The 15,041-nt window shown below is 42.5% G+C and carries 10 protein-coding genes and 1 other annotated feature; of the genes, 8 read left to right on the forward strand and 2 right to left on the reverse strand.

Going from position 1 to position 15,041, the window contains the following annotated elements:
• Positions 1-50: 50 nt before the first annotated feature.
• Together rnr and rlmB are read left to right on the forward strand one after the other, a co-directional pair.
• Positions 51-2,510: a ribonuclease R gene (rnr, locus tag ND6B_RS00850; protein WP_033104350.1), complete on the forward strand. Its 2,460-nt coding sequence runs from the start codon at positions 51-53 to the stop codon at positions 2,508-2,510.
• Positions 2,507-3,250 (forward strand): 23S rRNA (guanosine(2251)-2'-O)-methyltransferase RlmB, encoded by a 744-nt coding sequence (gene rlmB / locus ND6B_RS00845; RefSeq protein WP_008112440.1) that lies wholly within the window; start codon positions 2,507-2,509, stop codon positions 3,248-3,250. The genes rnr and rlmB overlap by 4 nt, the downstream gene beginning before the upstream one ends.
• 82 nt (positions 3,251-3,332) lie before the next feature.
• Here the strand turns inward: rlmB and ND6B_RS00840 are convergent, their stop codons facing one another.
• Together ND6B_RS00840 and ND6B_RS00835 are read right to left on the reverse strand one after the other, a co-directional pair.
• Positions 3,333-5,489 (reverse strand): TonB-dependent receptor family protein, encoded by a 2,157-nt coding sequence (locus tag ND6B_RS00840; protein WP_033104351.1) that lies wholly within the window; start codon positions 5,487-5,489, stop codon positions 3,333-3,335.
• 244 nt (positions 5,490-5,733) lie between these two features.
• Positions 5,734-6,591, reverse strand: a complete 858-nt coding sequence (locus ND6B_RS00835; protein ID WP_013464088.1) for a LysR family transcriptional regulator — start codon at positions 6,589-6,591, stop codon at positions 5,734-5,736.
• 126 nt (positions 6,592-6,717) lie between these two features.
• Here ND6B_RS00835 and ND6B_RS00830 point away from each other — a divergent pair, with 126 nt between their 5' ends.
• From ND6B_RS00830 to ND6B_RS00800, 6 genes are all read left to right on the forward strand, one after another.
• Positions 6,718-7,308: a hypothetical protein gene (locus ND6B_RS00830; protein WP_033104352.1), complete on the forward strand. Its 591-nt coding sequence runs from the start codon at positions 6,718-6,720 to the stop codon at positions 7,306-7,308.
• Positions 7,309-7,444: 136 nt separating this feature from the next.
• On the forward strand, positions 7,445-8,527 hold the full coding sequence (gcvT, locus tag ND6B_RS00825) for a glycine cleavage system aminomethyltransferase GcvT (protein WP_024601227.1): 1,083 nt from the start codon (positions 7,445-7,447) through the stop codon (positions 8,525-8,527).
• A 77-nt stretch (positions 8,528-8,604) separates the two neighbouring features.
• Positions 8,605-8,994, forward strand: coding sequence for a glycine cleavage system protein GcvH (gcvH, locus tag ND6B_RS00820; protein WP_013464091.1), 390 nt, complete (start codon positions 8,605-8,607; stop codon positions 8,992-8,994).
• A 151-nt stretch (positions 8,995-9,145) separates the two neighbouring features.
• Complete coding sequence (gene gcvP / locus ND6B_RS00815) at positions 9,146-12,037, forward strand: aminomethyl-transferring glycine dehydrogenase (RefSeq protein ID WP_033104353.1); 2,892 nt, start codon at positions 9,146-9,148, stop codon at positions 12,035-12,037.
• A 794-nt stretch (positions 12,038-12,831) separates the two neighbouring features.
• A complete protein-coding gene (locus ND6B_RS19730; RefSeq protein WP_051686700.1) occupies positions 12,832-13,770 on the forward strand; it encodes a hypothetical protein in 939 nt (312 codons plus the stop codon).
• A 12-nt stretch (positions 13,771-13,782) separates the two neighbouring features.
• Positions 13,783-15,002, forward strand: a protein-coding gene (locus tag ND6B_RS00800) for an IS3 family transposase (RefSeq protein WP_223230517.1) whose coding sequence is annotated in 2 segments (ribosomal slippage) — positions 13,783-14,071 and positions 14,071-15,002 — 1,221 coding nt in all. Because the reading frame shifts where the segments join, the coding sequence is not laid out codon by codon here.
• Positions 14,061-14,177 (forward strand) — a sequence feature (AL1L pseudoknot). (Overlaps the previous gene by 117 nt.)
• Positions 15,003-15,041: the final 39 nt, after the last annotated feature.

Raw genomic sequence — 15,041 nt, forward strand, 5'->3', positions numbered from 1 at the left:
TGCGAGTATATGAGTTAAAATACTTACATAACCAACTAACAAGATAGTGAATGTCAAACCAAGATCCAAATCTCAGTCGAGAACAAGAAAAGTACGAAAACCCAGTCCCTAGTCGTGAGTTTATACTTACTCACCTGCAAGAGCGTTCCAAACCTGCTAACTACGCACAACTATGTGAAGAACTCGCAGTCAACGATGAAGAACGACAAATAGCATTTAAGCGCCGACTTCGCGCCATGGAGCGTGATGGGCAGCTGTATTTTAATAAATTTAAATGTTATGCCCTGATTGACGAAGCCGGTTTAACCAAAGGCAAAGTAGTCGGTCACAGAGACGGTTTTGGCTTTTTAGAAGTTGAAGGCGAGAGCAAAGATTGGTTTATTGCCAAGCATCAAATGAATATGGTGCTACACGGTGACATAGTTCTTGCCAAAGGCACTAAACGCGGCTCAGGCTCAAAATGCGACGCACGCATCATCAAAGTACTCACTAACGAGCGCGCACCCATTGTAGGGCGTTATTTTGTTGAGCATGGTATTGCCGTTGTTGTGGCTGAAGATCCGCGCATTACCCAAGACATTATTATTCTACCGGGTAACGAAAAAGGCGCGCGTCATAACCAAATGGTGCAAGTGCAAATAACCCAAAATCCAAGCCGTAATATGAATGCGGTAGGTAAAGTTATCGACGTACTGGGCGAGCATTTAGCGCCGGGTATGGAAATTGAAGTTGCGCTGCGTAATCACGATATTCCACACGTATGGCCTGAAGAGGTTGAACAACAAGTTGCCCACTTAGGTGAATTTGTTGAAGAAGCCGATAAACAAGGTCGAGTTGATTTACGCGGCTTACCGCTTGTGACCATAGATGGCGAAGACGCTCGTGATTTTGATGATGCCGTATACTGTGAGCCTAAAAAGTCGGGTGGCTGGCGCTTATGGGTAGCCATTGCCGATGTATCACATTATGTAGGTATGAACACGCCGCTTAACAAAGAAGCGATAGAGCGCGGTAACTCAGTGTATTTCCCTGAGCAAGTTATTCCAATGCTACCAAAAGTATTATCTAACGGTTTGTGCTCGCTTAACCCTGAGGTTGATCGCTTGTGTATGGTTGCAGAAATGACCGTATCGCAAGAGGGTAAGCTCTCAGGTTATAAGTTTTACGAAGCGGTGATGAACTCACATGCACGTTTAACTTACACCAAAGTAAATGCCATTTTACAAAACGATGAAAAGCTACGTAAAGAATACGCAGCTGTAGTGCCACATTTAACTGACTTACAGCAAATGTACATGGCATTAAAAGCAGCGCGCCAAGAGCGTGGTGCGATTGAGTTTGAAACACTCGAAACTCGTTTTGTATTTAACGCACAGCGTAAAATAGAATCAATTGTGCCGGTTATTCGTAACGATGCGCATAAGCTCATTGAAGAATGTATGATTTTGGCTAATGTTTCGGCGGCTAAGTTACTTGAAAAACACGAAGCCAGCGCACTGTATCGAGTACATGATGAGCCCGATAGCGAAAAGCTGGGTAACTTTACTCAGTTTTTAACTGAGCTGGGGATTGAAAGCACGCTAAGTGATGAACCAACCCCAAAAGAAATTACTCATGTGTTGGCTCGTTTAGGTGACCGCCCAGAGGCTGAACTTATTCAAACCATGTTGCTACGCTCAATGAAGCAAGCGGTTTATCAGCCAGATAACATAGGCCACTTTGGTTTAGCATTATCGGCTTATGCGCACTTTACCTCGCCAATTCGCCGTTACCCAGATTTAGTGGTGCATCGTGCAATTAAAGCAGTATTAAAAGCACAAGGGCAGCAAACCTCTGGTGAATACGCGTATAGCGATGATGAAGTCGATCAACTTGGTGAGCAGTGTTCTACCACTGAGCGCCGCGCAGACGATGCCACCCGTGAAGTAGCCGATTGGTTAAAATGTGAATACATGCAAGATCATGTAGGCATGGAGTTTAACGGGGTTATTTCATCGGTTACTAACTTTGGTTTATTTATTCGTTTAGATGACTTACAAATTGATGGATTAATTCATGTTACCAATTTAGGTGATGAATATTTCCAGCATGATGCAGCTAAACATTGCTTGGTGGGTGAGCACACACATACGGTTTATCGTTTAGGCGACAAAGTCACTGTACAAGTTGCCTCGGTAAGCTTAGATGATCGTCGTATAAACTTAACGCTTAAAGGCGATGTTGCCCAAGATCGTTATGCGCGTCGTCGTGCACCTAAAAAAAATGCTCCAGCGAGCGTTCGCTCACAACTTAAAGCCGGTAAAATCCCGGGTAAAAAGTCAGCAAGTGATGACAAAAAGCCAAAGGCGAGTAAAAAACCTGCTGCAAAAGGCAAATCAGCGAGCAAATCAAAAGTAAAAGCGGATGACACCACCGCTAAGAAAAAAACCAAAAAGAAAGCGGTCAAAAAGCCTAAAAGACCAGGTAAAAATGCCCGTAAACGTAGTAGCCCAGGAGCAAACAATTCGTGAGTAATGAATTAATTTTTGGCTTTCACTCTGTTGAAGCAATTTTGGCAAAAGAGCCAGAGCGTTTTATAGAAATATACGCCCTTAAAGGACGTGATGATAAGCGTTTATCGCCGGTGATTGAGCAAGCGCGTCAGTTTGGTATTTCAGTACAGTTTATGCAACGAAAAGCGCTTGATAACAAAGCGAAAGATGAACAACATCAAGGCATTATCGCCAACGTGAAAGCGGCACGTGTGTTTAACGAGAAAGATCTTGATGAGATCATTGAACGCGAAGACACCCCGTTTTTACTGGTACTTGATGGCATTACCGATCCGCATAATTTAGGTGCCTGCTTGCGTAGCGCCGATGCTGCCGGTGTTCATGCGGTGATAGTTCCTAAAGACAAGTCAGCAAAGCTTAATGGCACGGCACGTAAAGTGGCCTGTGGCGCAGCTGAAACAGTACCGCTTATTCAGGTTACTAACCTTGCACGTACATTACGTGAAATAAAAGACGCAGGTGTATGGGTTGTAGGCACAGCCGGTGAAACCGACACACATGTATTTGATGCCAGCTTAACAGGCCCAATGGCGATTGTGATGGGAGCTGAAGGCGAGGGTATGCGCCGTTTAACCCGTGAGCACTGTGATGTACTCGTTAAAATTCCAATGGCGGGCACGGTTTCAAGTTTAAATGTATCGGTTGCAACCGGTATTTGTTTATTTGAAGTATTACGCCAGCGCGCAGAAACAAATTAAGCCTATTAATTACATAGGCATTAAAAAGCCGAGATTGATTTAATCAACCTCGGCTTTTTTGTACTTTTAAGTTAGCACTTTATTAAAAACTGTAAGAGTAGCCCATTTGTACTGAACGTGGCTTACCAGGTTGAATACCGCCATTTGCACGGTTAGCAATGTAGGTTTTATCAAACAAGTTATCTACGCTTAGGTATACTTTTTGGTTTTCGTCGATTAAGTACTTAGCAGCTAAATCCCATACAACACGGCTATCAATCGCATTTAAGCCTGAGTTAGTTAAATCAGCATGTGCATCAGACACGTAACGTATTTGGCTATTTACCACAAAGTTATTCACTTCTGCGCCAAACGATAAAGCAACCTGGTTCTCAGGTACGTAAGGCATTGCATCGCCTTTTTCTACTGAGCCCCAAATTTCTGAATCAAACGTGTTTTTAAATTCTGAATCTGTGTAGGTGTAAGTTAATTTTACTGGGAACGCAACCGATGCAGTATTAAACGTACGACCGGCACTAAATTCAAAGCCCGATACTTCTACTTCACCGTAGTTGTATTGGTCACCAATGTTATCGTCATTACAACCTACTGATGCAGTACAGTTACCATGCATATTGTCGTAATCAGAGTAAAACGCAATTACTTCACCGTTAAAACCGCCCGCATTAAAACGAGAGCCAAACTCGATGTTGACGCTCTCTTCTTCGTCTTGGTCTGCATTACCCGGTGCTGCAGGGGCGTAACCTTTTTGAATACCAGCAAGTAACGTAACATTGTCGTTAAGTGTGTAAGTAGCACCTAAAGACGGTACTAAAATTTCAGTATCGTTAGAGATATCTTTTGTTAAGCCTAGGCTACGGGTTGGATCTGACTTAGCCCACTCTTCACGGGTAATAGTTATGTCTTCATAACGAAGACCAGCACTCACTACTAATGCATCCATTGTCCATTCGTCTTGAATAAATAGCGTGCTTGCTTTTGCACTGTCTAAACGGTTGCTGTTAGAGCCTGGAGCGCCTTGTGAGGTAAGAGTCATGCTTAAATCTTGATTAAGCGTGTATTTGTCTTCCCACTGGAAACGATCCATTTCGTCTTCGTGGTAACGTACGCCAACCGTAATGTAGTGAGCGCCCGCTGGGATGTGTAATTCAGACTGCACACCTTTGGCTTGGTAGTCACGGTTATTGGCTTTAACACCTATATTTTCAATACCGGCAGCTGTTGGGTTTGCTTCAAACTCGCTGTATTGCTCAAGTGTGCTTGAACCAACACTGCTTGCTTTATACCAGTTACGGTGGAAGTCGTTTAGATAAGCGGTTGCTAAAACTTCATAACCTTGACCAAAACGGTATGCATAGTTTACTTGGTATGCATTATGGCGAGTGTTCATTTCATCATTTTGCGATGCCGCATAACGACGGTACGGGTTTTGTTGGTGATCGGCATCGGTTAAACCCATGTAGGTTTCGTCTGATGTTTCTTCAGAGTACTTTACTTTGAACTCAATGTTATGCGCATCGTTTTCACCAAAGGTATGGCCAAACTTTACCAATACGTCGTTTTTTTCAAAACCAGTGTTGTCATCACCTACTGGCAATTCTTTAAAGCCATCAGCGCCGTAAGAAAACACTTCAATTAAGCCTGCAGTGTTGTTTTTTTCTTTTGCGAAGTAAGCGTGACCTTTGTAGTAACCATCGCTACCAAGGGCTGCATCTAGCATGCCTGTTGAGCTATTTGGCTCAGTTGGCAGGCTGCGAGAAAGTAAATTTAGTACACCACCGGTTGTACGCGGGCCGTATTTAACAGAGGCAGCACCTTTTAGTACTTCAATTGACTCCATACGCCCCATAGTAGGGAAGTAGTAAGCCGATGGTGCAGAGTAAGGAGCTGGAGCAACAAGTACGCCGTCTTCCATCACAGAAATTTTGTCGTTACGGCCAGTACCTGTACCGCGCATACCAATATTAGGGCGCAGGCCGTAGCCATCTTCTTCTTGCACGTACACACCTGGTACAGATGCTAACACGCGAGAAATATCGGTAAATTCGAATTTTTGCAATTCTGCATCTGAAATAAACGTAGCAGATCCTGGAATATCGTTAATAGCGGCTTGTGAGCCAATAACGGTAATTTGTTCAAAGTTACGCTCAACTTTGTCAGTATCTTTTGCCATTGCTGTTGTGCTCAAAGACAGCGCAACAGCTGCAGTTAACGAAGAAACTAAAAATTTATGTGACATTGATTACCCTAAAAATAGTTCAACTACTGAAATTGGCGTAATTTAAACATGTTAACGAATGAGAATCAATATTATTAAGTTTTACTATCATTTACATCTGTCGTAAAAACAGGCTGTTTTTATAACATTTTTAACTAGGTGTTTATTTTTGTTTTATAAAAACAGGGATAATGTATTGGCTGGTGGCGGTTAATTTAACCTGAACGCTGCTTGAGATAGATTTATTATCCAGAGTTCAGGTTATTTAAGCAGTGGGGTAGCCTAAGCGTAGTTTAATAAACTCAGCGAGTTTAAACACGGCGTTTTCAGGTTCGCGGGCAGTTTTAACTAAACTAATGCCAATGCTACCGAGCGCAGGTAAATTTTTAGTGTGTAATTGATAGGTTAAATCGTTCGGCACCGTACTTCTTGCCAGTACAGTAATACCTAAACCTTCTTTTAATGCTGCAATTAAACCGGTTAAATCGGCGTTGCTATAAACAATACGGTATTTAATACCTGCTTTTTCAAGCGCTTGGGTTGCTCTTCGTCGGTAAATACAGCCTTCAGGCGCTGTTACTAAGGTAACGGTTTCATTTTGCGCCAATGAAAGATCGCCAACCCACACTAATTGATCTTGAATAAAAATAGGGAATTTTTCTGAATCAAGCTGCTCATTTAGCGCCAGTACTAAATCAAATTGATCTTGGCGCTCATCCGAAAGTAAGTGTTTACTCAAACGTGACTTCACTTCTAACGATACATCAGGGTAGAGCGCCACAAAGTCGCCAATAATAGAGGGTAAAATACGTGCTGCAAATTCGCTAGGGATCCCCAGGCGCACTTTACCAGTGACACTTTCTGAGGTGAACAACTGTAAGATGGCATCGTTATGTTGCACCATTTGTTTTGCCATAGGCAGTAACAGTTCACCATATTGATTAAGTACTTGGCGTTGCCCCTGCTTTTTAAATAATTTATAGCCTAATAAGTCTTCTAAACGTTTTACTTGTAAGCTTACCGCCGGTTGCGAAAGGCCAAGTAAATCGCCTGCTTTGGCAAATCCACCTACCTCAACCACCATAACAAATGTACGTAAACTGTCGGTTGAAATGTTTTTCATATTTAAAATTACTATTTATATGGCTATATATATAAGTATTATTTATCAATTGATAAGTAATTACAATTTGTTGTTGTAAGCCTTGCGCAATATACTTTTGCTATTAAAGATAGATAGGTATTTGTTATGACTTTTAACCCGATAATGTTTGCCCGACATAGCAACGCTAACAGCGCGGTTATTAATGCCTTACAAGCTAATAACAGCCACGTTGTTATTGATTTTAGCGGCAGTGAAGCATCGGTATTTTTAAGTGCTATTTTAGGTCATGACCTCACCAAACTAACCGCCAGTGGCTTTGGCTTTAAGGGCACATTGGATGGCGATTTAAATTCTGATTTTAGCTACGCCGTTTTCTACTTTAGCGAAACCGCCTTTAGATTTGTACTCCCAGTAAATGCCAGCCTGCAATTACAAGCACTCATTAACGAGCAACAACTTAGATACGATATCGACTTTGTGGTACGCACCGATTTAGCAACCTTTACCTTAACCGGTAGCAACGCCTTTGATACCTTAGTTGATGCGTTTAAATTAACACCTGGCTTACGCCTTGCTGATGCGCAGCTTTGTTATGGCGCGCAAAGTGGCGAAGTGTTTGTTACCGCGGTAGATAAAAACAACGAGCAGCAGTTTATAGTGATTGCTAAAACGCCTACGCTTGATAAGTGGCAACAGTATATGCAGCAACAAGGCTTTAGTGTTACGAACACCTAAGCTGTTTAATTCGTTAAACATATTTTTGTTAAAGATTACAATTTGGTAGGCGTATTAATGGCTACCATGTTATTCCCCCTCATTCAATTGAGGCCACGCCCACACACATGGGTTAATTTAAAAGTGAAGGAATATTATGACTTCTAAAACAGTATTACATGCAAAGCACATTGAAGCCGGCGCAAAAATGGTTGATTTTCATGGCTGGGAAATGCCAATTAACTACGGTTCACAAATAGAAGAACACAACGCCGTACGTAACGATGCAGGCATGTTCGACGTATCGCACATGACCATTGTTGATATACAAGGTGAGCAAGCACAAGCATTTTTACGCAAGCTTGTGGCTAACGACGTTGCTAAATTAACAGTACCTGGCAAAGCGCTTTACACCGGCATGCTTAACGAGCAAGGTGGTGTAATTGACGACTTAATTATTTACTACTTTAGCGAAACATTTTATCGCTTAGTGGTTAACTCAGCGACCCGTGAAAAAGACCTAGCACATTTAGCTAAGGTATCGAGCGATTTTGCAGTAACGGTTACTGAGCGCCCAGAATTCGCCATGATTGCGGTTCAAGGCCCTAATGCACGCGCTAAAACTGCCCAGGTTTTAAACGCAGACCAGCAAGCTGCAGTTGAAGGCATGAAGCCATTTTTTGGTGTTCAAGCCGGTGATTTATTTATTGCTACAACAGGTTATACTGGCGAAGACGGTTACGAAATTGTAGTACCAAACGAGCAAGCAGCCGATTTATGGCAGCAATTGCTTGATGCCGGTGTAGCGCCTGCGGGCTTAGGCGCGCGCGACACACTACGTTTAGAAGCAGGTATGAACCTTTACGGCCTAGATATGGACGAAAGCGTATCACCACTGGCAGCTAACATGGCATGGACTATTGCATGGGAACCAGAAGATCGTGACTTTATTGGTCGTGATGTTTTGGTAAAACAACGTGCAGAAAAAAGTACTCACAAGCAAGTAGGTCTTATTCTTGAAGAAAAAGGCGTACTACGCAGTGGTTCTAAAGTAATTGTTGATGGTGGCGAAGGTGTTATTACATCTGGCACATTCTCACCAACATTGGGCTATAGTGTTGCATTAGCACGTGTGCCACGTTCAACCGGCGACACAGCTCAAGTAGAAATGCGTAAAAAATTAGTTAACGTAAAAGTAGTTAAATCGGGCTTTGTACGTAACGGTAAATCAATAATCTAAATAATTTGGTTATACCAGTAAATAGGTCACCCTCATTTATTGGTATTCTCCCAATCTAAACCAAAGGATGAAACAAAATGAGCAATATCCCTAGCGAGTTAAAATACGCACCTTCACACGAGTGGGTTCGTAATGAAGGCGACGGCACTTACACTGTTGGCATTTCTGAGCACGCTCAAGAGCTGCTTGGCGACATGGTATTTGTTGAATTACCAGAAGTAGGCGACGTAGTTGATGCAGGCGAAGACTGTGCAGTAGCAGAGTCAGTAAAAGCGGCGTCAGACATTTACGCACCAATTAGCGGTGAAGTTGTTGCTATTAACGAAGAGCTAGAAGATTCTCCAGAAACAGTAAACAACGACGCTTACGGCGACGGTTGGTTATTCCGCATTAAAGCATCTGACGAATCTGAAGTTGATAACTTGCTCGACGCAGAAGGCTACGCACACACTATTGACGAAGAGTAATCGTTAATTAGTTAAAAGCCCCTCTATTTAAAACATTGGGGCTTTTATGATTTTACAGCTTATTACCATACTCAGTAAGTTGCCAAATCATCACATATTTTAATCAATACTAGTTACCCATTAGTATTTAGGATCATAGGAATCTGGACACATGTCAAACGCCAAATCTCTTGAACAATTAGAGCAAAAGCAAGATTTTATTCGCCGCCATATTGGGCCAAGCCCAGCGCAAGTAAACGACATGCTTAGCGCTCTTGAAGTATCGAGCGTTGAAGAGCTGATCGGTCAAACTGTACCTGCTGGTATTCGTCTTGAGCAAGGTCTTAATATCGGCGAAAGCCGCACCGAAGTTGAAACACTAAGCTACTTAAAATCAGTAGCAAGCAAAAATAAAGTTTTCAAATCGTATATTGGCCAAGGCTACCACCCAACTCACGTACCGCACGTAATTTTACGTAACGTACTTGAAAACCCGGGTTGGTACACAGCGTACACACCGTATCAGCCAGAGATTGCACAAGGGCGTTTAGAGTCACTATTAAATTTCCAGACTATGACCTTAGACATTACCGGCCTAGATTTAGCAAGTGCTTCACTGCTTGACGAATCAACTGCTGCAGCCGAGGCAATGGGCCTTGCAAAACGTGTATCTAAAGCTAAAAAAGCCAATGCGTTCTTTATTGCCGACGACGTACACACGCAAACCATTGACGTAGTGAGCACCCGAGCAGAGCAATTTGGTTTTGAAATTATTGTAGGTAAAGCCGCTGATGCCGTGAACCACGACATTTTTGGTGCGTTATTTCAATACCCGTCAACATCAGGCGAAATTGTTGATATAACTGACCTAATTGCTGGCGTACAAAGCAAAAAAGCGATTGCCTGTGTGGCAGCCGATATCATGAGCTTACTACTATTAAAAGCACCAGGTAAATTAGGCGCCGATGTAGTACTTGGCTCTGCTCAGCGTTTTGGTGTGCCAATGGGTTACGGTGGTCCTCACGCAGCATTTTTTGCAACACGTGATGCGTACAAACGTTCACTACCAGGGCGTATTATTGGTGTATCAAAAGACCGTTTAGGTAACGATGCACTGCGTATGGCAATGCAAACGCGCGAGCAACACATTCGCCGCGACAAAGCCAACTCAAACATTTGTACTGCGCAAGTATTACTTGCCAACATGGCGGCGTTTTACGCGGTATACCATGGCCCGCAAGGCTTAAAAACCATTGCACAACGCATTCACCGTTTTGCTGATATTTTAGCAACCGGCTTAAAAGCAAAAGGCGTCGCCCTTAAGCACACAACGTGGTTTGATACATTAACTGTTGTTGATGAAAACAAAGCCGACGTGATTGCGCGTGCTGTGGCTAAAGGTGTTAACTTTGCTGCTAACCATGCGGGTGAATACTCAATTTCAGTATCAGAAACCACAACACGTGCAGACATTGCCGAGTTATTTGATATTATTTTAGGCGAAGGCCACGGCCTAAGCGTAGATGCAATTGCCGCTGATGTTGAAGCAAATGGCAGTGACTCTATTCCTGCAAGCCTAGTGCGTGATGATGAAATCCTTACGCATCCAAACTTTAACAGCTACCACAGCGAAACAGACATGCTTCGCTACATCAAGCGCCTTGAAAACAAAGATTTAGCGCTTAATCATTCAATGATCTCGTTAGGTTCATGTACTATGAAACTCAACGCGACCGCTGAAATGATCCCAATTACCTGGCCTGAATTTGCAAACCTTCACCCATTCTGCCCGCTAGACCAAGCAGAAGGTTACCAAATAATGATTAACGAGCTACACGATTGGCTAGTTAACATTACCGGTTACGACGCGGTTTCATTGCAACCAAATTCAGGTGCACAAGGTGAATACGCAGGCCTAATCGCCATTCGTAAATACCACGAGTCACGAGGGGATGCGCACCGTAACGTATGTTTAATTCCAAGCTCTGCGCACGGTACTAACCCGGCGTCGGCACAAATGGCGAGCATGAAAATTGTAGTTGTTAACTGTGATAAACACGGCAACATCGACATGGAAGACTTAAAAACCAAAGCTGCTGAGGTGTCTGAAAACCTATCATGTGCCATGGTAACGTACCCATCTACACACGGTGTATACGAAGAAACGATTCGTGAGTTATGTGAAATTGTTCACCAGCACGGTGGCCAAGTTTACATGGATGGCGCAAATATGAACGCCCAAGTAGGTGTTACTAGCCCAGGCTTTATTGGCTCAGACGTGTCGCACTTAAACTTACATAAAACCTTCTGTATTCCACACGGCGGCGGTGGCCCAGGTGTTGGCCCAATTGGTGTTAAATCGCACCTTGCGCCATTTATGCCAAACCATAGCGTAATTAACGTACCAGGTACTAATGCAGGTAACGGCGCAGTATCGGCAGCGCCTTACGGCTCTGCCGCTATTTTACCTATTTCATGGGCTTACATTGCCATGATGGGCTCTGAAGGTTTAAAACAAGCGACAGAAATGGCGATTGTAAATGCTAACTACTTAAGCAATGAGCTTAGCAAGCACTTCCCAATTTTATACCGTGGCCGTAATAATCGCGTTGCTCACGAATGTATTATTGACCTACGCCCATTAAAAGAAGCATCAGGTATTACTGAAATGGACGTTGCTAAGCGCTTACAAGATTATGGTTTCCACTCACCAACAATGTCGTTCCCAGTAGCGGGCACATTAATGATTGAGCCAACTGAATCTGAGTCTAAGGGCGAGATTGACCGCTTTATCGAAGCGATGGTATCGATTAAAGGTGAAATTGATAAAATCATTTCTGGTGAATGGTCTATTGAAAACAACCCACTGGTATTTGCACCGCACACACAAGCTGATGTGTTAGGTAATGAATGGGACCGCGCGTATGACCGTTTTTACGCTGCATTCCCAGTACCAGCAGTTGCTAAAGATAAGTTCTGGCCAACGGTTACACGTATCGATGACGTATACGGCGACCGTAATTTAGTGTGTGCATGTCCTCCGATTGAGACATACCGCGACTAATTTTTAAACTTTAATGGGTAGTAAGTTCCACTGTAGAGTGTGATTTATCGAAATAATAAAAGCCGTTGCAGCAATGCAACGGCTTTTTTGTGTGTGTTTAAATATTTGTAGACGCACAGCTTGCTGGCGTGTTGGGCGACAGCCCAAAAGGTGTTTAATTGTTATTAGCGAACAGCTTACTGACGCGCAGGCGGCAGCCTGAATAAGTATTTGAATAGGTGCTTGTGGTTATCGTCATCGGTAATGTGAATACGTTCGGCTTTTTTAGAAAATAGAAACCTTATTCAAGGTTTTGTCGCGCTGGCGACGGCAGCCAAAGAGGGGCTGCCGCTGACCCCTCTCTGGACTCTCCCAGCGCACCCGAGCATCACGCTTAATCCTTCAAAACATAATTGATGTGAACGTAAACGCCATGAAAGCACATCCATGTGCAAGCATGGCTTTCATTTCATCCATGAAATGAATTACTCATCAATTGCTTATTTTTCAGGGCATGATGAAGGGGAAAGGGTGTTAAACGTGAGATTGGTGTTTAATCTTGGCAAGATGCAAGGCTTGGTCCTTTGCGTCTTTTCCAACCAATTAAATTTAGGTTTACAATTTTAAACCTTAGTGTAAATATTGACTAGACTGAGTTTAATGAATTGCTGGAGTGTTCTGTGAATGGAATCTGCAAACAATGTAAAGCCCAAAGTGTTCTTGAAAAGAGCCACTTCATTCCCAGATTTATAGGTGAATGGTTAAAGAAAACATCCACAGTAATTTCAGAACAAATTGAATTAAAGGGTTAATAGATGAAGATATTCTTCCATAAAGGAACTAATTGGAGGTGGTCACCGACACGTTTGGATAACGAGTCAGATATGCTAGCTTTGTCGTTCAATAATTGGGATGACTATAATATTAGTACAAGCTTGAATGCTGTGTTGTACTTAGGTAGTGAAAAAGTATTGGAATTTTCATTGAAGCTTTATATTGAAGATGATAAATACTCCCCACAAAAATTAAATGAGCTAAGAGATAAAGGTTGGGATGGTTTTTTTCCTATACCAAATTTAAATTATATCTCTGTACCGAGTGATATTGATTTTTACTCAGCTATCTTGGGAAAACTAAGTTTACAAAAAGCAGTCAACGTTCTAAAAGTAACCCGTGATGCCAGTTATTTAATAAATGTAGAAGATGACAAAGAAGCAATAAGACTATCAGAACATCCTGATTTTGTGACATCAGCCCTAAGAGAGGCTGGTGCTCGGAAAGCATTTACAGATGGCTGGGCGTTCTTTTCACCACATGAATCAAAAATTAAAGATTTTGTGTTAAATGTTAGAAAATATAATGGCCTATCAGAACCTATTTCCTTCAAATTTAATTCTGAAAACTTACCTTATGATATTAATTTGCTGATTGGCCCGAATGGAATAGGTAAGTCATATACTCTTAAATCACTAGTCGAATATTGGTTAGGTGTTGAGAGTGGTGATATTAAAAAGTTAGAAAAGTTAGATCATGTTCCTTTCGATAAATCCCCAAACATATCAAAACTTATTCTTATATCTTATAGCCCATTTGAAGAGTTCACTATCGACTTAAAGAGCGCTAGACTTCAAGACAAGGACGCCTACAAGTATTTTGGTTTTCGGCAGCATGTTGAAAAAGAAGACGGCAATACAAGAATAGGGATAAGCAGAAACCTGAATCGCCCCGTGTTTGCCAGAGACTCAATAACTTGAGAAACTGGAACTATGAAAAAATCAAATCGCTATACATCAGAATTTCGTGAACGTGCAATTAGGCTTGTTACCACACAACAGCATGAATACCCTTCTCTTTGGGCTGCGCTAGTATCGATTTCAGATAAACTGGGATGTACCCCAGAAACACTTAGAGCATGGGTCAAGAAATCTCAAGCTCAACCGTCTAAACCCTCTTCTAATACGCAATCAACTGAAGAACGCCTTGCCGTCTTAGAGCGCGAGAATAAAGAGCTCAAGCGAACGAATGATATCCTGAGGCAAGCTGCCGCTTTTTTCGCCCAAGCGGAGCTCGACCGCAAACAGAAGTAATAGTGGATTTTATTGATGCTTGCAGAGAGCATTACGGTGTCGAGTCAATTTGCAAGGAATTGCCGATTGCACCATCAACGTATTATTCTCATAAACAGATACAAAGAGAGCCTGAGCGACTGTCTAACCGCAAAAAGCGTGATGCTGAGCTGATAATACTCATTCGCGAAGTGTGGGAGGATAATATGTCAGTTTATGGTGCAAGAAAAATATGGAAGCAGCTACAGCTTGACGACCATCAAGTCGCCCGCTGTACAGTCGAACGATTGATGCGAGTTATGGGAATTCAAGGTGTTCGTCGGGGTAAAGCACATAAGACAACGATACCTGACGAGCAACAAGATAAGCCACTTGATTTAGTTAATCGTCAATTTACTGCTGAGCAGCCAAATCAACTTTGGGTAGCTGACATCACCTATGTTGCCACATGGAGTGGGTTTGTTTATGTCGCTTTCGTGATAGATGTTTTTTCACGATACATTGTAGGTTGGCGTGTATCAACGACAATGCACACAGAGCTTATTCTTGATGCGTTAGAGCAAGCTATTTGGCATCGTGGCAACCCCGAAGGGTTAATTCACCACAGCGACAGAGGCAGCCAATATTTGTCTATACGATACACTGAGCGACTTGCTGAAGCTGGAATTCAAGCGTCTGTAGGCAGTGTGGGTGACTCTTATGACAATGCATTGGCTGAAACAATAAATGGATTATTTAAAACAGAGATTATTCGCAGAAATGGCCCGTGGAAGAATGTTGATGCTGTTGAATACGCAACGTTAGAGTGGGTCAATTGGTTTAATAATCAACGCTTATTATCTTCAATTGGGTATATTTCACCAGCTCAATATGAAACAGACTACTATGATAATTTAAACGAGTCAGGTAAAGTGGCCTGACTTAAACAAACTGGTCTCCGATGAACTCGGGGCGATTCA

Source organism: Pseudoalteromonas sp. ND6B, from assembly GCF_000764215.1.
In the GTDB taxonomy this organism is placed as follows: Bacteria; Pseudomonadota; Gammaproteobacteria; order Enterobacterales; family Alteromonadaceae; genus Pseudoalteromonas; species Pseudoalteromonas tetraodonis.